The sequence below is a fragment of the Luteibacter sp. SG786 genome, from assembly GCF_011759605.1.
Classification (GTDB): domain Bacteria; phylum Pseudomonadota; class Gammaproteobacteria; order Xanthomonadales; family Rhodanobacteraceae; genus Luteibacter.
This window is the reverse complement of record NZ_JAAOYX010000003.1, coordinates 575,550-594,124: the sequence shown is the minus strand read 5'-3', so window position 1 is coordinate 594,124 and position 18,575 is coordinate 575,550. Positions and strand designations below refer to the sequence as shown.

The following is an 18,575-nucleotide window of genomic DNA, read 5'->3' as shown; positions in this document are numbered from 1 at the left end:
TACCTTGTATGGAATGCGGCGAATCAGTCCAGCGTGGAATTGAGCAGATCGGCGAGGCGCTTGCCGGCCTCCCGCAGGCGCGTTTCCGCGACGGGGAGGTTCTTCGCCACATAGGCATGGTCGATGCGGTGCCCGTCCGGATAGAACCCGCGGCCGGCCACGATCTTGCAGGATTCCTCGGCCCACTGCGCGTACGGGTTGTCGAACGGGGCGATGGGACGCGGCAGTGTCACCTTCCCCTCTGCGGCCAGACGGTCGGCGTAGGCCGGCCATTTCAGGTCGCGGGTGTAGAGCATCTGCGAGTCCCACACGCGGTGAAGGTTGGTGCCCTTGCCGTCGAACTGGACCTGGTATTCGTTGCCGCCCTTGTCGTCGCGATTCCCGGCGTGCAGCGGCTGGTGCACGTCGCCCACGAAATGCACCACGAACTTCAGTGCCTCGGCGCGCTCCGCGTCGGAGTTGTGGCGGTCGCGCAGGATGGCGACATATTTCTCCAGGCCACCGATGACGCAGCGGCCATCCGCGCAGTCGCGCGGCGGCACGTAATGGCATTTGCCATCGCGGAAGTTGACGTAATGGAGCGGCCCGGTGGCCTTGCCCAGCGCCTCCTTGCCCGGCATGTCGCGCAGGTGGTCGGGCCAGCTCGCGATGTCGGGAAGGGAGTCGGAACCATCTACCCGCAGCAGCCGCGTCACCTCGGCCTTCGCCGCCGGATCGAGTTGTCGCCAGGCCAGGTCGGCCACGATCCGGTGGCCGATGTCACCCCAGGCCTGGACGGTGCTGGCAAAGGCGGGAACGGCCAGGGCGAGCAAGACGGCGATGCTGCGGCGCTTCAAAACGGATTTCATGGGACAGTAAACGTTTCCGGTCGATGGAACGCTCAAGTGTGCCACAGCCGGGCTGAGACACGGATGACACGTCGCGGCGGCGCAGCAAGCCGGGCCCCGCGAGCTTCGGCTACCATGGACGTTTGAGACACCCGTCCCCATTTCGTCAGCACATCCCTTCCGGAGGCTTTCCATGACCATCAAGGTCGCCATCAACGGTTACGGTCGCATCGGTCGCAACATCCTGCGCTCGCTCTACGAAGCGAAGAAGAACGGACAGGACATCCAGATCGTCGCGGTGAACGACCTCGGCAATGCCGAGACCAACGCCCACCTGACCCAGTACGACACGGCGCATGGCCGGTTCCCGGGCGAGGTCTCGGTGGACGGCGGCGACCTGATCGTCAACGGCGACCGCATCAAGGTGTTCGCCGAGCGCGACCCGTCGAAGCTCCCCTGGGGCGACCATGGCGTGGACGTGGTGATGGAGTCCACCGGCTTCTTCACCTCGAAGGCGAAGGCCAGCGCGCACATTGCCGGCGGTGCCAAGAAGGTCATCATTTCGGCCCCGGGCGACAAGGATGTGGACGGCACCTTCGTCATGGGCGTGAACCACGACAAGCTGACCTCGGCGCACCAGGTGATCTCGAACGCCTCGTGCACCACGAACTGCCTGGCGCCGCTGGCAAAGGTGCTGCACGAGAAGATCGGCATCGTGCACGGCCTGATGACCACCATCCACGCCTACACCAACGACCAGGTACTCACCGACGTCTACCACTCTGACCTGCGCCGCGCCCGAAGCGCCACGCACAGCCAGATTCCGACGAAGACGGGTGCCGCCGCGGCCGTGGGTCTGGTGCTGCCGGAACTCAACGGCAAGCTCGACGGCTTCGCCATGCGCGTGCCGACGATCAACGTTTCCGTGGTGGACCTGACCTTCACGGCCGCGCGCGCGACCACGAAGGAAGAGATCGACGCCGCCATCAACGAAGCCGCGAACGGCGCGCTCAAGGGCATCCTGTCGGTCAACACGCAGCCGCTGGTGTCCATCGACTTCAACCACAATCCGCATTCGTCCATCTACGACGCCACGCAGACGCGCGTCATGGAAGGCACGCTGGTGAAGGTGCTGTCCTGGTACGACAACGAGTGGGGCTTCTCCAACCGCATGCTGGACATGGCCAAGGCGCTCATGACGGCCAAGTAAGCCGTCGCGACAACCGAATAGGCACGGCCACCGGGGGGCCCGCAGCGATGCGGGCCCCTTTTTTTGCTTTCTCGGAGTGAGCGAATGCTTCGTCGAACCATCCTCGTTGCCTGCACGGTCTGGCCGGTGGCCATCGCGGCGGCGGCCCATTGCATGACATCCGGCGTGACGCAGGTCGATGTCGTCCAGCAGGGACTCCTGAATCCATCCGTGCCTGTCGAACGGCGGCAGAGGCTTGCCGACACGCTGCTGTGCACGGCGCTTGCGGGACATGCGGCGAGCCAGGAGTTGGCTGGCACGCTTTATCTGCAGGGGCGCTCTCGCCGGGGCAATGTGCTGCCGCGCGACATTCCCCGGGCGCGGCGCCTCCTGACCGCTGCTGCGGATCGCGGACGGCGTCAGGCCATGCGTGCTCTAGCGGAGTTGGAACTGGCGGACGGGCACGCCCGGGAGGCCGCGCTCTGGTCCCGCGTGGAGCAGGACCTGTTCGGGGGTGTTCGGGTGGCCTCGTCGGATGCGCATCCGGGCATCGGCAGGACGACTGGCAGAGACATCCAGTTCGACGCGGAAGTGAATCTCAAGGTTCAAGCCATTTGCGCGCGGTTGGGCGCGGACTCGCCGGCTGGGCACTGAGTGCCCGGCGAATCGATCAGGCCTTTGCGATCGTCTGCTCGATGGCGCCGAAGATCGATCGGCCATGCGCATCGGTGACGTCGATGCGCACGGTGTCGCCGAACGAAAGAAACGGCGTGGACGGCTTGCCGTCGCGCAGCGTCTCCACCGTGCGCTGCTCGGCCAGGCACGACGCGCCCTTCCCCGTGTCTTCGTTGGCGATGGTGCCGGAACCCACCAGGGTGCCGGCCGTGAGCGGACGGGTCTTCGCCACGTGGGCCACCAGCTGCGAGAAGTCGAACTGCATGTCGACCCCGCATTCCGCCTCGCCGAACCATGCCCCGTTGATCCACGTGCGCATGGGCAGGTGCAACTTCTCATCGCGCCATGCATCGCCCAGCTCGTCGGGGGTGACGAACACCGGCGACAAGGCGGAACGGGGCTTGGACTGGAGGAAGCCGAATCCCTTGGCCAGTTCGGCCGGGATCAGGGCACGCAGGGAAACGTCGTTGACCAGACCCACGAGCTGAATATGGCCGGCGGCCTGCGCGGGCGTGACACCCATCGGCACATCGTCGGTCACCACCAGCACCTCGGCCTCGAGATCGATGCCGAACTCCTCGCTGGGCACCAGCACGGGATCGCGCGGCCCGAGGAAACCTGCGCTAGTGGCCTGGTACATCAACGGGTCGGTGTAGAACGACGCCGGCACCTCGGCCCCGCGCGCCCTGCGCACTCGCTCCACATGGGGAAGGTAGGCGCTGCCGTCGACGAACTCATAGGCGCGCGGCAGGGGCGCCGCGAGTTTCGCTACGTCGAGATCGAACGCACCGACCGCGCTGCCGGCGTTCAACGCTTCCGACAACGCATTGAGGCGCGGTGCCACCGCATGCCAGTCGTCGAGCGCGGCCTGCAGCGTCGGCGCGATGCCGGTGGCCTTCGCAGCGCGGGCGAGATCGCGGCTGACGACGACGAGCGTGCCGTCGCGGCCGCCTTCCTTGAGTGACGCGAGTTTCATGCGGTTCCTTGGTCTTTCAGTGGGCCGACGGATCGAAATGCTTTTTCAATCCGCGCCAGCATTCGTAGTAGTCGCCTTGCAACGCCTTCGAATCGAGGGCCTGCCGGCTGGGGCGGATGACCTTGCGGGTTTCGAACATGAAGGCCATGGTGCCGACAATGTGGTCCGGACGCGAGGTATCCGCGCCCGACGCTTTCTCGAAGCTGGCGGCATCGGGCCCGTGGCCGCTCATGCAATTGTGCAGGCTCGAGCCGCCGGGCACGAACCCTCCCTCCTTGGCATCGTAGGCGCCGTCGATCAGCCCCATGAACTCGCTCGCCACGTTGCGATGAAAATAGGGCGGCCGGAACGTATGCTCGGCCACGAGCCAGCGTGGCGGGAAGATCACGAAATCCATGTTCGCCACCCCCGGCGTGTCGCTGGCCGAGGTAAGTACGGTGAAGATCGACGGATCGGGGTGATCGACGGCGATCGAACCGATGGTGTTGAAACGGCGCAGGTCGTACTTGTACGGCGCGTAGTTGCCGTGCCAGGCCACGACGTCGAGCGGCGAGTGATCGATGCGCGCGCTCCAGAGCGCGCCCTGGAACTTGGCCACAAGCGCGAAGTCGCCATCCACATCCTCATAGGCCGCCACCGGCGTGAGGAAGTCGCGGGGATGCGCCAGCCCGTTCGCGCCGATCGGACCGAGGTCCGGCAAGTGCAGCGGCGCGCCGAAGTTCTCGGCCACGTAACCGCGTGCCTCGCCGTCGGGCAGTTCCACCAGGAAGCGGATGCCCCGGGGAACCACCGCGATTTCCAGCGGGGCCACATCCAGCACGCCCAGTTCGGTGCGGATGCGCAGCCTGCCCTGCTGGGGAACGATCAGCAGTTCGCCGTCGGCGTCGTAGAAATAACGCCCCTCCATCGAACGGTTCGCCACATACAGGTGGATGCCCACGCCGGCCTGCTCGGCGGCGCCGCCGTTGCCACCCATGGTGAGCAGCCCGTCGAGGAAGTCGCACGGTTCAGACGGTATGGGCAGCGGATTCCAGCGAAGCTGGTTCGGCGTGGCCGGGGCCTCGTCGAAGCGGTTATGGAACGTGCCATGGTCCATGGCCGCGAAGGGCGAATGCTGGGCAGCCGGACGAATGCGGTACAACCAGCTGCGCCGGTTGCGATGGCGCGGCGCGGTGAACGCGCTGCCCGACAGCTGCTCGGCGTAAAGGCCCCTCGCCACGCGCTGCGGCGAGTTCTGCCCGACGGGCAGCACGCCTTCCACGGCTTCGGTGGCGAACTCGTTGCCGAAGCCGGTCTGGTACCCGCGGGTATCGTCGGTGTGGCTCATCATGGCGGTCCCGATATCAGAGTACGCCGCGGCGCATCTGGTCGCGCTCGATCGACTCGAACAACGCCTTGAAGTTGCCGTTGCCGAAGCCCTCGTTACCCTTGCGCTGGATGATCTCGAAGAAGATCGGGCCGATGTTGTTCTGCGTGAAGATCTGCAGCAGCAGCTTCTTCTTGGTTTCGTCGTCGGCGTCGATGAGGATCTTGCTGGCCTGCAGGCGTGGCACGTCTTCGCCATGATCGGGCACGCGCGCGTCGATCACTTCGTAATAGGTGTCCGGCGTGTCGAGGAAGGCGACGTCCTGCGCGCGCATGGCTTCCACCGATTCGTAGATGTTGTCGGTGAACAGCGCGATGTGCTGGATGCCCTCGCCGTTGTATTCGCGCAGGTATTCGTTGATCTGCGACTTCTCGTCGGACGATTCGTTGAGCGGAATGCGCACCAGGCCGTCCGGCGCGGTCATGGCCTTGGACACCAGGCCCGTCTTCGCGCCCTTGATGTCGAAGTAGCGGATCTCGCGGAAGTTGAACAGGCGCTCGTAGTAATCCGACCACTTCTCCATGTTGCCGAAGTGCAGGTTATGGGTCAGGTGGTCGATGAAGGTGAGGCCGAAACCCTTCGGATGACGATCGACGCCCGGCAGCCATTCGAACTCGGCATCGTAAACGTCGCCCTTGGCGCCGTAGGTGTCGATCAGGTAAAGCGCCGCGCCACCGATGCCTTCGATGGTCGGAACGTCGAGCGCGAGCGTCTCGGGCTTGAAGGCGACCTTCTGCGCGCCGTTCGAGAGCGCGGTGGCCTGCACGTCGGCAGCCGGACGGTTGAAGCGGATGGCAAAGCCGCAGGCACAGGGACCGTGCTTGGCGACGAAGTCGGCCGCGAACGAACCCGGCTCTTCGTTCACCAGGAAATTGCAGTCGCCCTGGCGGTAGAGCGTGATCTTCTTCGTCTTGTGCTTCGCCACCGCGGTAAAGCCCAGCCTCGGAAACAGCGTGTGGAGCATCGCCGGATCGGGCGCGGCGAACTCCACGAACTCGAAACCGTCGACTCCCTGTGGATTTTCGAAGGTGGTGACCTGCATACCGATATTGGGCTGGGCGCTCATGGGCGATACTCCTGACGACGGGGGCGGCTTCACGCCGTATAGTCCCGATTTATAGTTTCACCTGTAACCATTTGCAAGGACCAGTGCAGCATGACCTCCGACGCCGTCCCCGCCCATGCGCCCCTTGAGCTGGAAAACTTCCTCCCCTACCGACTCTCGATCCTGTCGAACACGGTAAGCCAGTCGATCGCGGAGGAATACACCGGCCGCTTCCAGCTCAGCATGACGGAATGGCGTGTCATGGCCGTGCTGGCCCGCTTCGCCGATCTTTCGGCCCGCGAAGTGGCCGAGCGCACCCGTATGGATAAAGTGGCGGTGAGCCGGGCCCTTGCCCGGCTAGTGGAGGCCGGCCGGGTGGACCGCAGCATCCACGACGGCGACAAGCGCCGGTCGGTGCTCAAGCTGTCCGAGGCCGGCTGGGCCATCCACGACGAAGTGGCCCCGTTGGCCCGCGAACACGAGCGCGAACTTCTGGCACGGCTGGACGTGGCCGAGCGGGAGCAGCTGAACCGCATTCTGGACAAGCTCATGTCCCCGTGAGGCCGCCGCGGGGAGCCACTTGTGGGAGCCCTTGTGGGAGCCCTTGTGGGAGCCCTTGTGGGAGCCCTTGTGGGAGCCCTTGTGGGAGCCCTTGTGGGAGCCCTTGTGGGAGCCGCTTCAGCGGCGATCCCGCGGCAGCGGGCAATCTTGTCGCGAGCACCCATCGCCGCTGAAGCGGCTCCCACACAAGGCAAGCGTCTGGACTGAAACTCCTACTTCACCCCGTGCATCAGCCGGTTGATCAGCGGAGCGATCAGGAACAGCACGATGCCCGCACCCACCAGCAGTTCGAAGCTGAAGGTGAACCCGGACAGCGCCGAGCCAACCGTCATGCCGGTCTCGCCGCTGATGTGGCCTGCGAGCAGACCCGACAGGTTGTTGCCGATGGCGGTCGAAAGGAACCAGCCGCCCATGGCCAGGCCTACCACGCGAATGGGCGCCAGCTTGGTGACCATCGACAGGCCGATGGGCGACAGGCACAGCTCGCCGATGGTCTGCATCACGTAGCACGCCGCCAACGGCCAGAACGGAATCAGCCCCTGCCCGTCCACGAGGCTCTTCAGCGCATACATCAGCACGAGGAAGCCCAACGCGTTGAAGATGAGGCCGAGACCGAACTTGCGCGGAATCGAGGGTTCCTTGCGGAAGCGGGCGGACCAACTCCACGCGAGCGCCACCACCGGCGCGAAGATGAGGATCGCTGCCGAATTCACCGACTGGAACCAGCCGGTGGGGAATTCCCAGCCGAACATCTGCCGATCGACGATGTTCTGCGCCAGGAAGTTGAACGAACTGCCGGCCTGCTCGAAGAACATCCAGAACAGCACGTTGAAGGCGAAGAGCACCAGCATGGCGATCACGCGATGGATCTGGATGCGGTCGTGCCGCACGGCTTCGACGACCAGCATCACCGCCACGCCGATGAACAGCACGCCCAGCAACCATGCGATGAATACTGCGCCGGCCTGAGCCATCAGCAGGTACACGAGCGGAATGGCCACGAGGACACCGACGATCACCGCGACGAGGTTCTTGCCTTCGTGTCGCTCCGGCGGCGGCACGCCCACGCCGAGCAACTGCTTCTTGCCGAGCAGGAACCAGATGAAGCAGATGGCCATGCCGATGCCGGTGGCAGCGAACACCACCTTGTAGTTCTGCTGCAGCGGCGTATCGGTGATGACCGAGGCGAGCCAGCCGGTCACCAGCGGCGCGAGGAATCCGCCTAAGTTGATGCCCATGTAGAAGATGGTGAAACCGCGGTCGCGACGGTCGTCGCCTACCGGATAGATTTGCCCCACCAGGGACGAGATGTTCGGCTTGAAGAGCCCATTGCCCACGATGACCGTGGCGAGGCCGGCGAGGAACACCTGCTGATTGGGCAGCATCACCATGAAGAGGCCGGAGCCCATGACCAGCGCGCCGAGCAGGATGGAGCGCTGGTAACCGAGGATGCGATCGGCCACCCACCCGCCGAAGATGGCCGAGGCATAGACCAGGGCGAGATAGGCGCCGTAGGTACGGCTGGCGTAACCCTGGCCCGATGCGTCGCCCTGGAAAAACTCGGCGACGATGTACAGCGTGAGGGCCCAGCGCATGCCGTAAAAGGCGAAACGCTCCCAGAATTCGGTCATGAACAGCATCCACAAGGGACGCGGGTGACCCAGGGTTTGCGGGTAGTCGGGCACGGGCCGGGATGCGGCTGGGGCGGTCGGTGTCATGGCTTCCCTTGGGAACGAATCGTCCGAGGTGTTTAGCCGGATCAGCCCCGATGCGTCAAATCTGCGGTTCTGTAAGAGCGTTCTGTGGGAGCCGCTATAGCGGCGAGAAGCCCACGAAGCGGTGTAGCCGTAAGGCGGGTTCCCTCGCCGCTATAGCGGCTCCTACAAGGCCTGGCCTACGTCCCCAGAATCGTCCTCACCTCGATCAACTCGGGGAAGAAACTCTGTTCCAGCGCCTTGCGCAGGAAGGCCACGCCGGACGATCCGCCGGTGCCCTGGCGGAAGCCGATGATGCGTTCCACCGTCTTCATGTGACGGAAGCGCCAGAGCTGGAATGCTTCCTCGATATCCACCAGTTCCTCGCTCAGGTGGTATTCCGGCCAGTACTGCGTGGTGTCTTCGTAGATCCGCTTGAACACGGGCAGCAAGGCGGCCTGGCTGACCCAGGGCTGGGTCACGTCGCGCTCCATCAGGTCTGCCGGTACGGGATGGCCGCGCCGGGCCAGGTAACGCAGGAATTCGTCGTACAGCCCGGGCGCCTCGAACGTGGCCCGCAGGCGATCGTGGGCTGCGGGGTCGTGCTCGAACACGCGGAGCATGTCGGCGTGCTTGTTGCCGAGGATGAACTCCACCATGCGGTATTGCAGCGACTGGAATCCCGACGACGGCCCCAGCACGTCGCGGAATTGCAGGTACTCGGCCGGCGTCAGCGTTTCCAGGACGCCCCATTGTTCGTAAAGCTGGCGCTGCACTTGCTTGACACGGGCAAGGATCTTCAGCGTGCCATTCACGTCGTCGGCCCGCAGGCGAACCAGCGCGGCCTCCAGCTCGTGGATCATCAGCTTCAGCCACAGCTCGGAGGTCTGGTGCTGGATGATGAACAGCATCTCGTCGTGGTGCGCGGGCTCGCTGCGCGGATGCTGCGCGGAGAGCACCTGGTCGAGCTTCAGGTACTCCCCATAGGTGAGGCGCCCGTCGAGGTCGGTGCGGATGCCGGATTCCAGGTCGCGCTGCGGATTGGCCATGGGACGCTTTCACATTGAGGGGGTTGACAAGGCCGGAAAGCCGCGCCGGAAAGCCGTTGGCGTGGCAACGAAGGCCGCGATCATGCTGCGCCGTACCTTGCCGGGTGATAATACCCCTGATATCTAGTCCGGCTCGCAAGAACATCAAGCCGTGTCGCGCCCCGCTGGATGGGCCTGGCCGCTTCCCCCGTCGTGCGTGTCGTTTCTAACCATCCCCTGGGAGCGAGTCGTGTCCATCGCCGCCAAGTTCGAAATCGAATACCTGCAATACCTTGACCAGGACGGCAAGGAAACCGGTAAGGAACTCCCCGAATTCGCCAAGGACCTCGACCACATGGTCGAGCTCTACAAGCTCATGGTGTCCACCCGCGTGTTCGACGCCAAGTCGATCGCGCTGCAGCGCACCGGCAAGCTGGGCACCTACGCCTCCTGCCTGGGCCACGAAGCCGCGCACGTCGGTATCGGCAGCGCCATGCGCCGCGAGGACTCCCTGGCCGTCTCCTATCGCGAATACGGCGCGCAGCTGTATCGCGGCGTGAAGCCGCGCGAGGTGTACACGTACTGGGGCGGCGACGAGCGCGGCAACGACTTCGCCGACGCGCCCGCGCACGACTTCGCCTGGTGCGTGCCCATCGGCACGCAATGCCTGCACGCCGCCGGTTCGGCACTCGCGTTCAAGATCCGCAACGAACCGCGCGTGGCCGTTTGCACGATCGGCGACGGCGGTTCGTCCAAGGGCGACTTCTACGGCGCCATCAACGTGGCCGGCGCGCAGCAGCTGCCGCTGGTGGCCGTGATCGTGAACAACCAGTGGGCCATTTCGGTGCCGCGCCGCATCCAGAGCGGCTCCGGCACGCTGGCCCAGAAGGGCATCGCCGCCGGCCTGTACTGCATCCAGGTGGACGGCAACGACATCATCGCCGTGCGCAAGGCGATGGAAGATGCGCTGGAGCGCGCCCGCTCCGGCAACGGCGGCAGCGTGATCGAGGCCGTCACCTATCGCCTCGGCGACCACACCACCGCCGACGACGCCCGCCGCTACCGCGGCGAGCAGGAAGTGAAGGAAGCCTGGGAGCGCGACCCGGTGCCGCGCCTGCGCAAGTGGCTCGAAGCCAAGGGCAAGTGGGACGACGCGAAGGAAGAGGCCTGGAAGGCCGAATGCGACGACTGGATGGACAACGAGGTCAACGCGTACCTGGAAACGAAGAACCAGCCGGCGACGGCCATGTTCGATTACCTGTACGCCGAACTCCCCGCCGACCTCGAAAAGCAGCGTGAACTCGTTGCTTCCCTCGATCGCAAGTAAGGATTCCTTCCCATGGCACAAATCACTCTCATCGAAGCGGTGACCCAGGCCCTCGCCTACGAGATGCGCAACGACGACAGCGTCGTGGTGCTCGGCGAAGACGTCGGCGTGAACGGCGGCGTGTTCCGCGCCACGCAGGGTCTGCAGGAACAGTTCGGCGAAATGCGCGTCATCGACACGCCGCTGGACGAAGGCACCATCGCCGGCCTCACCGTCGGCCTCGCCGCGCAGGGCATGAAGCCCGTCGCGGAAGCGCAGTTCGAAGGCTTCATCTATCCGATGATGGAGCACATCGCCTGTCACGCCGCGCGCATGCGCAACCGCACCCGCGGCCGCATCACCGTGCCGGCCGTGTGGCGCGCCCCGTGGGGCGGCGGCATCCGTGCTCCCGAGCACCACTCGGAAGCGAACGAGCACCTCTTCACCAACATTCCCGGCCTGCGCGTGGTGATGCCGTCGTCGCCTGCCCGCGCCTACGGCCTGCTGCTTGCCGCCATCCGCGATCCGGATCCGGTGATCTTCTTCGAGCCGAAGCGCATCTACCGCCAGTACAAGGAAGAAGTGCCCGACGACGGCGAGGCCCTGCCGCTCGACGTCTGCTTCGTGCTGCGCGACGGCACCGACGTGACCCTGGTAACCTGGGGCGCACAGGTGAAGGAATGCCTGGAGGCCGCCGACGAGCTGGCCGAAAAGGGCATCAGCGCCGAAGTGATCGATGTGGCCACGCTCACGCCGCTCGACTTCGACACCATCGCCGAGTCGGTGACCAAGACCGGCCGCTGCGTCATCGTGCACGAAGCCCCGAAAACCGCCGGCTTCGGTGCCGAGATCGCCGCGCGCCTGTCCGAGGAGTGCCTCTACAGCCTGCTCGCGCCGGTGGAACGCGTCACCGGTTTCGATACGCACATTCCGCTGTTCCGCCTGGAAATGAAGTATCTGCCCAGCGTCGAACGCATCGTCGAAGCCGCCGAGCGCACGCTCGCCGCCTCCTGAGGAAACCTTAAGACATGGCCGACATCAAGACCTTTTACTTGCCGGACCTCGGCGAGGGCCTTCCCGACGCGACCGTCGTCGAGTGGCACGTCAAGGAAGGCGACACCATCAAGCTCGACGCCCCGCTGGTGTCGATGGAAACCGCGAAGGCCGTCGTCGATGTGCCCTCGCCCTACTCCGGCACCGTGAAGAAGCTGCACGGCGCCACCGGCGACATCATCGAGACCGGCGCCGCGCTGGCCGACTTCGAGATCGACCCGAACGCGCGCCAGCGTGCCGAGGCCGAATCCACCGGCCATCACCATGGCCCGAAGAAAGGCGTGGGCAGCCAGGCGCCCGACGATGCCAGCAAGGTCATCGCCTCGGACGACGGCGGCGAGATCGAGTCCGGCAACGGCGGCGACCGCGAAGACGAAGGCACCGTGGTCGGCGCCATGATCAGCGGCAACGCGGTGCACACCGAACAGGTGAGCAGCGCCGGCGGCGTGAAGGCCGTGCCGGCCGTACGTGCTGCCGCCAAGAAGCTGAAGGTCGACCTCACCCGCGTGCAACCCACCGGCGCAGGTGGCGTGATCACCATGGCCGACGTGAAGAACGCCGCCGCGAACGGCAGCGCCGCCCTCGGCGCCGCTCCTGCCCGCCCGGCGTCGGCCCAACACCTCGCCCCCACCCTGCCCGAGCCGGGTCCAGCGCCGCAGCGCACCGCCGTGTCGCAGGCCGGCAAGGCCGTTCGCACTGCGCCCCCCGGCAAGGACGCGATGGGCCAGCCGGAGCAGCTCAAGGGTGTCCGCCGCAACATGGCCCGTGTCATGGCCGAGGCACACGCCAACGTCGTGCCGACCACCATCGTCGACGACGCCGACCTGCATGCATGGATCGGCAAGCAGGACATCACGGCCCGCCTGATCCGCGCCATCGTCGTGGCATGCAAGGCCGTGCCCGCGCTCAATGCCTGGTTCGACGGCAAGAACTTGAGCCGCACGCTGCATCCGCACGTGGACATCGGCATCGCGGTGGACACTGAAGACGGCCTGTTCGTGCCGGCCCTGCGCAACGCCGACGTACTCGACGGTGCCGGCATCCGCGCCGCGATCAAGCGCCTGCGCAGCTCGGTGGAAGACCGCAGCATTCCGGCATCGGAACTCTCCGGCTACACCATCAGCCTGTCGAACTTCGGCATGTTCGCCGGCCGCTACGCCACCCCGGTGGTGGTGCCGCCGACCGTCGCCATCATTGGCGCCGGCAAGCTCAGCCATGACGTCGTAGCGGTGATGGGCGGCATCGAGGTGCACCGCCGCATGCCGCTGTCGCTCACCTTCGACCACCGCGCCGCCACGGGCGGGGAAGCCGCGCGCTTCCTGAAGGCGTTGATCGACGACCTGGGCCTGCCGAACTAAGAGCATCGCCGATAAATCGGCTCCCACACAGAGCGCCACTCGCTTTGTGTGGGAGCCGCTTCAGCGGCGACGGGTGCTCGCGTGTCGCCTACCACCGCGACCCGCTTCCCGCGAAACTCGCGGTATCCTTCCCGCCATGCTCAACAACGACACCCTCCGCAGCATCCGCTACATGCTCGACCTCGGCGACGTCCATGTCGTCGAGATCATGAAGCTCGCCGGCTTTCCCGCCACGCGCGAACAGGTGGAACCCTGGCTTCGCAAGGAAGACGAGCCGGGCTTCGTCGAGATGCCCGACGCCGCCATGGCGCACTTCCTCGACGGCCTCATCGTGCATCGCCGCGGCCGCGACGAGAGCCAGCCGCCCCGCCCCGTGGAAACCCGCGTCAACAACAACGTGGTGCTGAAGAAGCTCCGCGTGGCCTTCGAACTCAAGGAAGACGACATCCTGGCCATCATGACCGAGGCCGGCTTCCGCGTGTCGCGCGGCGAGATCAACGCGCTCTTCCGCCAACCCAAGCACAGCAACTTCCGCCTGTGCGGCGACCAGTTCCTGCGCAACTTCCTGAAGGGACTCACGCAGCGCCTGCGCGGCGCGTGAACCCCGTCGCCCCTGCGAAGGCAGGGGCCCAGTGACTCCACGCCCGATCGTGCCGCAAGGCGCTGGATTCCTGCTTTCGCAGGAATGACGAGGATTCGGGAATGTTGAGGCGTGGACCGTCGTCCCTGCCAGGGCCTAACCCATCTGCACGCAGCCCTCACGCGAGCGCCCCGCGGTCGGAGCTAGCATGCGCCGACCTTCACGGGAGGCCCCGCCATGCATCACAGCAGACTGTGCGCACTCGTTCTCGACTGCCAGGACGGCGACCTTGCCACCGCCGCCGAGTTCTGGAGCCAGGCGCTGGGCAAGCCCATCAAGAGCACGGACGAAGAAGGCGACGGCAAGTACGCCACGCTGGAGACCGCGCCGGACGAACTGCAGATCCTCCTCCAACGCGTGGACCACCCAAGCCGGGTGCACCTGGACATCGAGGCCGACGATCAGGACGCCGAGGCCGACCGGCTCGAGAAGCTCGGGGCGAAGCGTATCGGCTTCATCAAACGATGGTGGGTCATGGAGGCACCGACCGGCCATCGCTTCTGCATCGTGCGCAAACAAGCCGAGGAGTTCGGGCCGCACCTCAACCGGTGGGACTGAGTCAGAGGCCTTGTGTGGGAGCCGCTTCAGCGGCGATGGGTGCTCGCCGCAAGCGATCCCGCTACCGCGGGATCGCCGCTGAAGCGGCTCCCACAGTAGGGTCGTGCCGATTTACGGTGCGCGCTTCTTCCAGACCATCTGGCGAATGATGAGCGCCAGCACGAGCACGGCGACAAACGCCCCGTAGCCGTAAAGCGCCGGCACCACCTGCTGCCAGATCGCACCGCTTTTCGGGCCGAACTGGTCGGCGGCCGGCAGTTCGACGCCATCGTATGCGAGCAAGGCCGCCTGGAACGCGGCGACGGTCGCCGCGAGCAGGGCAAGCACGTCGAAACCACGACGCGTCGCGTTCTTCGGCAGCGACTTCGGATAAGCCAATACGCCCAGCCCAGCACGATCAGCCAGGGGGCGAGCAGCAGGATCGCGAGATAACGCATGTCAGGGCCTCTGCCCCGAAGCCTGCGCGGCCTTTGCGGCAGCCTCCTCGGCTGTGGCGGAAGCGAGCGCGTCGAGTGCCGCGCGCAGGCGGCCGAGCCCTGCGTCACGGGCGGCGGCATCGGGGTACGACTCGCTGTTCGCCACCACCTCCCCATCGACCCGCAACGCAAGATGATCGCCTTCGGGCGCGATGGTCGCCTGCGCGCCACTCAGCGTGGACAGGGCCTGACGCAAGGCACCGGCCGCCTTCGGATCGGCGAAAGGCACCGACAGCAGCAGTTCCTCGCCGTCCGCGCCGAACAGTCGGAAGCGGAAGCTGCCGTCGCTGTCGCGAAAGCTCGCGAAGCGTGGCGGCTTCGCCTTCGGCGCCACCGGCGGCGTGGCGCCGGCTTGATGCGCGACCGGCTTGTGACGCGCGCTACGCAGGCCCACGGCCTCGCGGAGCGTTTCCAGCAGCGGCCCGGCGATGGCACGTGCCTTGGCGGCACCGGCGAGCAGGATGTCTTCCATCTGCCCGGGGCTTGCCATCAATGCGTCGTAGCGTTCACGCATCGGCGCCACCTCGGCGTCCACTCGCTCGAAAAGCACCTGCTTGGCTTCGCCCCAGCCCAGGCCACCATGCAGCGACTCGGCGAACGTCGCGGTTTCCTCCGGCGATGCGAAGGCCTTGTAGATGGTGAAGAGCGCGGAATCCTCGGTGTCTTTCGGCTCGCCGGGGGCGCGCGAGTCGGTGACAATCTTCATGATCGCCTCGCGCAGCGCCTTCGGGCCCCCTTCGAACAGCGGGATGGTGTTGTCGTAGCTCTTGGACATCTTGCGCCCGTCGAGGCCAGGCAGGGTGGCCACCTGTTCCTCGATCAGCGCCTCGGGCATCACGAAGAACTCGCGGCCGTAGGTATGGTTGAAACGCTGCGCGATGTCGCGCGCCATTTCAATGTGCTGGATCTGGTCGCGCCCCACCGGCACCTTGTTCGCGTTGAACGCGAGAATGTCGGCCGCCATCAGCACGGGATACATGTAGAGACCGGCCGTGACACCCGCATCGGCGTCTTCCTGGTTCTCGATGTTGCGATCCACGGCCGCCTTGTAGGCATGGGCGCGGTTGAGCAGGCCCTTCGACGTGACGCAGGTGAGCAGCCACATCAGCTCGGGCACTTCCGGCACGTCGGACTGGCGGTAGAAAGTGGTGCGTTCCGGATCGAGCCCCGCGGCGAGCCAGCTGGCCGTGATCATGAGGCGTGAGGCTTCCACGCGGTCGGCATCGTCGCTCTTGATCAGGGCGTGGTAGTCGGCCATGAAGTAGAACGCGTCGACGTTCGGGTCCCGGCTGGCCTGGATGGCCGGCCGGATGGCGCCGACGTAATTGCCGAGGTGCGGCGTGCCGGTGGTGGTGATGCCGGTGAGGACGCGGGTGTGCATAGGGAAGCCTGATACTCGAACGGGCGGAAACCGGTCGAGTGTAGCCCGCGTGGCCGCCGGGCGGCGACCCTGCCGCGTGGCAGGTTGCCGCGCCCCGCCCTCAGCGCATCAGGGTGGACTTGCCGAACAGCGATTCCACGAGGTCCACCGCCAGCTTCGCGGTCTGGTTGCGCTTGTCGAAAGCGGGGTTCAACTCCACGATGTCCAGCGAACCCACGCGGCCGGTGTCCGCGATCATTTCCATGCAAAGCTGGGCCTCGCGATAGCTGGGACCGCCGCGCACGGTGGTGCCCACGCCCGGGGCGATCGACGGATCGAGGAAATCGACGTCGAAGCTGATGTGCAGGTGGGTGTCTTCATCGACCCCGGCGAGTGCCTCTTCCATCGCGGCTTTCATGCCGATCTCGTCGATGTAGCGCATGTCGTAGATATCGAGCCCCACCTCGTGCACGAAGCGCTTTTCGCCCTCGTCCACGGAGCGAATGCCTATCTGGCGGAACACATCCGGGGTGGTCGCCGGCACCGTGCCGCCGATATGCGTGAGCGCCTCGGGGCCGTAGCCGCAAAGACAGGCCACCGGCATGCCGTGGATGTTGCCCGAGGGCGTGATCTGGCTGGTGTTGAAGTCCGCATGGGCGTCGAGCCACAGCACGCGGAGCTTCTTCCCCGTTTCCCGGCAATGGCGGGCCACGGCGGAAATGGAACCGATGGCGAGGCAATGGTCGCCGCCCAGCATCACCGGCAAGTGGCCGTCCGCCAGTGCGGCGTGGATCGCCTCGTGCACGGCGGTGTTCCATGCCACGACGGCGTCCAGGTGGCGATAGCCGTCCGTCGGCGGCTGCCACGGGTTCAGCGGCCCGGAGAGGTTGCCGCGATCCACGACATGCATGCCGCGCTTCGCCAGACGCTCCGCCAGGCGCGCGACGCGGAGGGCTTCGGGGCCCATGGAACTGCCGCGGTGACCGGCACCGATATCAGTGGGGACGCCGACGAGGGCGACCGAACGGGTGATAGGACTCATGACGGGACGACTCAGGGAGATGGATGTTCTTGGACCAGCGGGCGGGCTTCGGCACGCCAGGCGTCGGCGCTGCCGTCGAGCAGCCGCACATTGGTGTATCCCAGCGACTGCAACGTGTCGCGGGCACGTGCCGCGCGCTTGCCGGACTTGCAATAGACCACGACTTCCCGATCGTGCGGAACGCCGAGCACGCCATGGCGCGCCGCAACGTCCTCCACGGGAATGTTCAGGGCGCCCGCGAGGTGGCCCTCGCCGTATTCTTTCGGGGTGCGTACGTCGAGGAGCAAGGGAGCGGCATGCGACGCCATGCGGCGGGCCAGCGCCTCCCGGGAAACGTCCTGCGCCCATGCGGCGGGACAAAGCAGCAGGGCGGCAAGCAGAAAAGGTGCGCGGAAGCCAGTCATCCCCGGAGTTTACACCGGGCCATGCAACGGACTGGTTGCAGTGCAGCAGCCGAGCCCGACTTTCCGCCACCCGTCTCCAGCAGGCACTATGGCTGCCCCGACAGCAAGCAGCGTTCGATGATCCGACTGGACGACGTAAACGCCTTCGTACAAACGGTTGACGCCGGCAGCTTCTCCGCGGCGGCGCGGCTGGCCGGCGGCACGCCGGCCATGGTGAGCAATGCCGTCCAGCGGCTGGAACGCGAACTGGGCGTACGGCTGTTCGTGCGCTCCACCCGGAGCATGCGCCTGTCCGACGATGGCGAGCGTTACCTGCCACACGCTCGCGCCATGCTGGATTCGCTGGCCAGTGGATCGCGCGTGCTGGCGGAAGGCCGCGGCGACATCTCCGGCCCCCTGCGCCTCGCCGTGCCGTCCGACCTCGGACGGAATGTGCTCCTGCCGTGGCTCGATGTCTTCCAGGCGGCGCATCCCGACGTGACATTGCAGCTGCGGATCAGCGATCGCATCACCGACCTGCATCGCCATCCGATCGACGCCGCCGTACGCTACGGCGTGCTGCGGGATTCCACCCTGGTGGCGCAACCGTTGCTGCCCGACAACCGCCGCGTGGTCTGCGCTTCCCCCGATTACGTGGCCAGGCACGGCGCCCCTTCCCACCCGGACGAACTGCGGGAACACAACTGCCTTTGCTTCGTCTGGGGCGATCAGGTGCACGACCGCTGGTTGTTCGACCTTCCGCGCGGGCTGCACACGGTGAAGGTATCCGGCAACCGCATCAGCGACGACGGCGAGGTGACGCATCGCTGGGGCCTTGCCGGCCACGGCATCATCTACAAGTCGCGAGCCGACATCGAGGCCGATCTGCGCTCGGGGCGTTTGGTCGACCTCCTGCCGAACCTTGGCGAGCACGCGCCGCTCAATCTGGTGACAGCGCATCGCTCGCAATTGACGCCTGCCGTGCAGCGGCTCAGGGACTTCCTGCGGGAAGAGTTCGCCCGCGTCGCCGCCTAGCCG

Annotated in this window: 19 protein-coding genes; 9 read left to right on the top strand and 10 right to left on the bottom strand. The window is 66.1% G+C overall.

All coding sequences use genetic code 11. The features are described 5' to 3' along the window. Positions 1-23: 23 nt before the first annotated feature. Positions 24-848 (bottom strand): S1/P1 nuclease, encoded by an 825-nt coding sequence (locus FHS47_RS18610; protein WP_167031766.1) that lies wholly within the window; start codon positions 846-848, stop codon positions 24-26. Between the two features lie 172 nt (positions 849-1,020). Between FHS47_RS18610 and gap the strand changes: the two genes are divergently transcribed. Together gap and FHS47_RS18600 are read left to right on the top strand one after the other, a co-directional pair. Further along, positions 1,021-2,037, top strand: coding sequence for a type I glyceraldehyde-3-phosphate dehydrogenase (gene gap, locus FHS47_RS18605; protein WP_167031764.1), 1,017 nt, complete (start codon positions 1,021-1,023; stop codon positions 2,035-2,037). Positions 2,038-2,121: 84 nt separating this feature from the next. Then, positions 2,122-2,670 carry a hypothetical protein gene (locus FHS47_RS18600; RefSeq protein ID WP_167031762.1) on the top strand — a complete coding sequence of 183 codons (549 nt, stop codon included), beginning with the start codon at positions 2,122-2,124 and terminating at the stop codon, positions 2,668-2,670. A gap of 16 nt (positions 2,671-2,686) precedes the next feature. Here the strand turns inward: FHS47_RS18600 and FHS47_RS18595 are convergent, their stop codons facing one another. The 3 genes from FHS47_RS18595 to hppD are packed head-to-tail and all read right to left on the bottom strand — an operon-like array spanning position 2,687 to position 6,099. After that, a complete protein-coding gene (locus FHS47_RS18595; protein ID WP_167031760.1) occupies positions 2,687-3,667 on the bottom strand; it encodes a fumarylacetoacetate hydrolase family protein in 981 nt (326 codons plus the stop codon). A 16-nt stretch (positions 3,668-3,683) separates the two neighbouring features. Continuing rightward, positions 3,684-4,994 carry a homogentisate 1,2-dioxygenase gene (gene hmgA, locus FHS47_RS18590; RefSeq protein ID WP_208382139.1) on the bottom strand — a complete coding sequence of 437 codons (1,311 nt, stop codon included), beginning with the start codon at positions 4,992-4,994 and terminating at the stop codon, positions 3,684-3,686. 16 nt (positions 4,995-5,010) lie between these two features. Continuing rightward, positions 5,011-6,099 (bottom strand): 4-hydroxyphenylpyruvate dioxygenase, encoded by a 1,089-nt coding sequence (gene hppD / locus FHS47_RS18585; protein WP_167031756.1) that lies wholly within the window; start codon positions 6,097-6,099, stop codon positions 5,011-5,013. A gap of 90 nt (positions 6,100-6,189) precedes the next feature. Here hppD and FHS47_RS18580 point away from each other — a divergent pair, with 90 nt between their 5' ends. Further along, on the top strand, positions 6,190-6,639 hold the full coding sequence (locus FHS47_RS18580; protein ID WP_167031754.1) for a MarR family winged helix-turn-helix transcriptional regulator: 450 nt from the start codon (positions 6,190-6,192) through the stop codon (positions 6,637-6,639). Positions 6,640-6,851: 212 nt separating this feature from the next. Here the strand turns inward: FHS47_RS18580 and FHS47_RS18570 are convergent, their stop codons facing one another. Together FHS47_RS18570 and FHS47_RS18565 are read right to left on the bottom strand one after the other, a co-directional pair. Further along, positions 6,852-8,357, bottom strand: a complete 1,506-nt coding sequence (locus FHS47_RS18570; protein WP_167031749.1) for a peptide MFS transporter — start codon at positions 8,355-8,357, stop codon at positions 6,852-6,854. A 176-nt stretch (positions 8,358-8,533) separates the two neighbouring features. Then, positions 8,534-9,382: a tryptophan 2,3-dioxygenase family protein gene (locus tag FHS47_RS18565; protein ID WP_167031747.1), complete on the bottom strand. Its 849-nt coding sequence runs from the start codon at positions 9,380-9,382 to the stop codon at positions 8,534-8,536. Between the two features lie 229 nt (positions 9,383-9,611). On the opposite strand from FHS47_RS18565, the gene pdhA reads away from it, so the two are divergent. The 5 genes from pdhA (at position 9,612) to FHS47_RS18540 (ending at position 14,276) form a co-directional block, all read left to right on the top strand. Further along, positions 9,612-10,688: a pyruvate dehydrogenase (acetyl-transferring) E1 component subunit alpha gene (gene pdhA / locus FHS47_RS18560; protein WP_167031745.1), complete on the top strand. Its 1,077-nt coding sequence runs from the start codon at positions 9,612-9,614 to the stop codon at positions 10,686-10,688. Between the two features lie 12 nt (positions 10,689-10,700). Next, a complete protein-coding gene (locus FHS47_RS18555) occupies positions 10,701-11,681 on the top strand; it encodes an alpha-ketoacid dehydrogenase subunit beta (protein WP_167031742.1) in 981 nt (326 codons plus the stop codon). Between the two features lie 14 nt (positions 11,682-11,695). Next, positions 11,696-13,078, top strand: coding sequence for a dihydrolipoamide acetyltransferase family protein (locus tag FHS47_RS18550; RefSeq protein WP_167031740.1), 1,383 nt, complete (start codon positions 11,696-11,698; stop codon positions 13,076-13,078). 136 nt (positions 13,079-13,214) lie between these two features. Further along, the gene (locus tag FHS47_RS18545) at positions 13,215-13,679 is read left to right on the top strand and encodes a DUF1456 family protein (protein ID WP_167031738.1); all 465 of its coding nucleotides are present in this window, start codon (positions 13,215-13,217) and stop codon (positions 13,677-13,679) included. A gap of 216 nt (positions 13,680-13,895) precedes the next feature. After that, positions 13,896-14,276, top strand: a complete 381-nt coding sequence (locus FHS47_RS18540) for a VOC family protein (protein ID WP_167031735.1) — start codon at positions 13,896-13,898, stop codon at positions 14,274-14,276. Positions 14,277-14,387: 111 nt separating this feature from the next. On the opposite strand, the gene FHS47_RS18535 is transcribed toward FHS47_RS18540, so the two are convergent. The 4 genes from FHS47_RS18535 to FHS47_RS18520 all read right to left on the bottom strand — a co-directional run bounded on the left by FHS47_RS18535 (position 14,388) and on the right by FHS47_RS18520 (position 17,558). Then, positions 14,388-14,654 (bottom strand): hypothetical protein, encoded by a 267-nt coding sequence (locus FHS47_RS18535; protein ID WP_208382138.1) that lies wholly within the window; start codon positions 14,652-14,654, stop codon positions 14,388-14,390. 60 nt (positions 14,655-14,714) lie between these two features. Continuing rightward, complete coding sequence (locus FHS47_RS18530; RefSeq protein WP_167031733.1) at positions 14,715-16,133, bottom strand: tryptophan--tRNA ligase; 1,419 nt, start codon at positions 16,131-16,133, stop codon at positions 14,715-14,717. A 100-nt stretch (positions 16,134-16,233) separates the two neighbouring features. Beyond that, a complete protein-coding gene (gene rocF / locus FHS47_RS18525; protein ID WP_167031731.1) occupies positions 16,234-17,154 on the bottom strand; it encodes an arginase in 921 nt (306 codons plus the stop codon). An 11-nt stretch (positions 17,155-17,165) separates the two neighbouring features. Next, entirely contained in the window at positions 17,166-17,558 is a 393-nt protein-coding gene (locus FHS47_RS18520; protein ID WP_167031728.1) for a rhodanese-like domain-containing protein, read from the bottom strand. A gap of 117 nt (positions 17,559-17,675) precedes the next feature. Here FHS47_RS18520 and FHS47_RS18515 point away from each other — a divergent pair, with 117 nt between their 5' ends. Next, positions 17,676-18,572 (top strand): LysR family transcriptional regulator, encoded by an 897-nt coding sequence (locus tag FHS47_RS18515; protein ID WP_167031725.1) that lies wholly within the window; start codon positions 17,676-17,678, stop codon positions 18,570-18,572. Positions 18,573-18,575: the final 3 nt, after the last annotated feature.

What these genes read in the sequence shown, in the direction of transcription:
- FHS47_RS18540 (WP_167031735.1), top strand. Translation starts at nt 13,896, where the DNA reads ATGCATCACAGCAGACTGTGCGCACTCGTTCTCGACTGCCAGGACGGC.
- rocF (WP_167031731.1), bottom strand. Translation starts at nt 17,154, where the DNA reads ATGAGTCCTATCACCCGTTCGGTCGCCCTCGTCGGCGTCCCCACTGAT.
- FHS47_RS18530 (WP_167031733.1), bottom strand. Translation starts at nt 16,133, where the DNA reads ATGCACACCCGCGTCCTCACCGGCATCACCACCACCGGCACGCCGCAC.
- FHS47_RS18550 (WP_167031740.1), top strand. Translation starts at nt 11,696, where the DNA reads ATGGCCGACATCAAGACCTTTTACTTGCCGGACCTCGGCGAGGGCCTT.
- hmgA (WP_208382139.1), bottom strand. Translation starts at nt 4,994, where the DNA reads ATGAGCCACACCGACGATACCCGCGGGTACCAGACCGGCTTCGGCAAC.
- FHS47_RS18570 (WP_167031749.1), bottom strand. Translation starts at nt 8,357, where the DNA reads ATGACACCGACCGCCCCAGCCGCATCCCGGCCCGTGCCCGACTACCCG.
- FHS47_RS18515 (WP_167031725.1), top strand. Translation starts at nt 17,676, where the DNA reads ATGATCCGACTGGACGACGTAAACGCCTTCGTACAAACGGTTGACGCC.
- FHS47_RS18600 (WP_167031762.1), top strand. Translation starts at nt 2,122, where the DNA reads ATGCTTCGTCGAACCATCCTCGTTGCCTGCACGGTCTGGCCGGTGGCC.
- FHS47_RS18545 (WP_167031738.1), top strand. Translation starts at nt 13,215, where the DNA reads ATGCTCAACAACGACACCCTCCGCAGCATCCGCTACATGCTCGACCTC.
- FHS47_RS18595 (WP_167031760.1), bottom strand. Translation starts at nt 3,667, where the DNA reads ATGAAACTCGCGTCACTCAAGGAAGGCGGCCGCGACGGCACGCTCGTC.
- FHS47_RS18520 (WP_167031728.1), bottom strand. Translation starts at nt 17,558, where the DNA reads ATGACTGGCTTCCGCGCACCTTTTCTGCTTGCCGCCCTGCTGCTTTGT.
- gap (WP_167031764.1), top strand. Translation starts at nt 1,021, where the DNA reads ATGACCATCAAGGTCGCCATCAACGGTTACGGTCGCATCGGTCGCAAC.
- FHS47_RS18555 (WP_167031742.1), top strand. Translation starts at nt 10,701, where the DNA reads ATGGCACAAATCACTCTCATCGAAGCGGTGACCCAGGCCCTCGCCTAC.
- FHS47_RS18610 (WP_167031766.1), bottom strand. Translation starts at nt 848, where the DNA reads ATGAAATCCGTTTTGAAGCGCCGCAGCATCGCCGTCTTGCTCGCCCTG.
- FHS47_RS18565 (WP_167031747.1), bottom strand. Translation starts at nt 9,382, where the DNA reads ATGGCCAATCCGCAGCGCGACCTGGAATCCGGCATCCGCACCGACCTC.
- FHS47_RS18580 (WP_167031754.1), top strand. Translation starts at nt 6,190, where the DNA reads ATGACCTCCGACGCCGTCCCCGCCCATGCGCCCCTTGAGCTGGAAAAC.
- hppD (WP_167031756.1), bottom strand. Translation starts at nt 6,099, where the DNA reads ATGAGCGCCCAGCCCAATATCGGTATGCAGGTCACCACCTTCGAAAAT.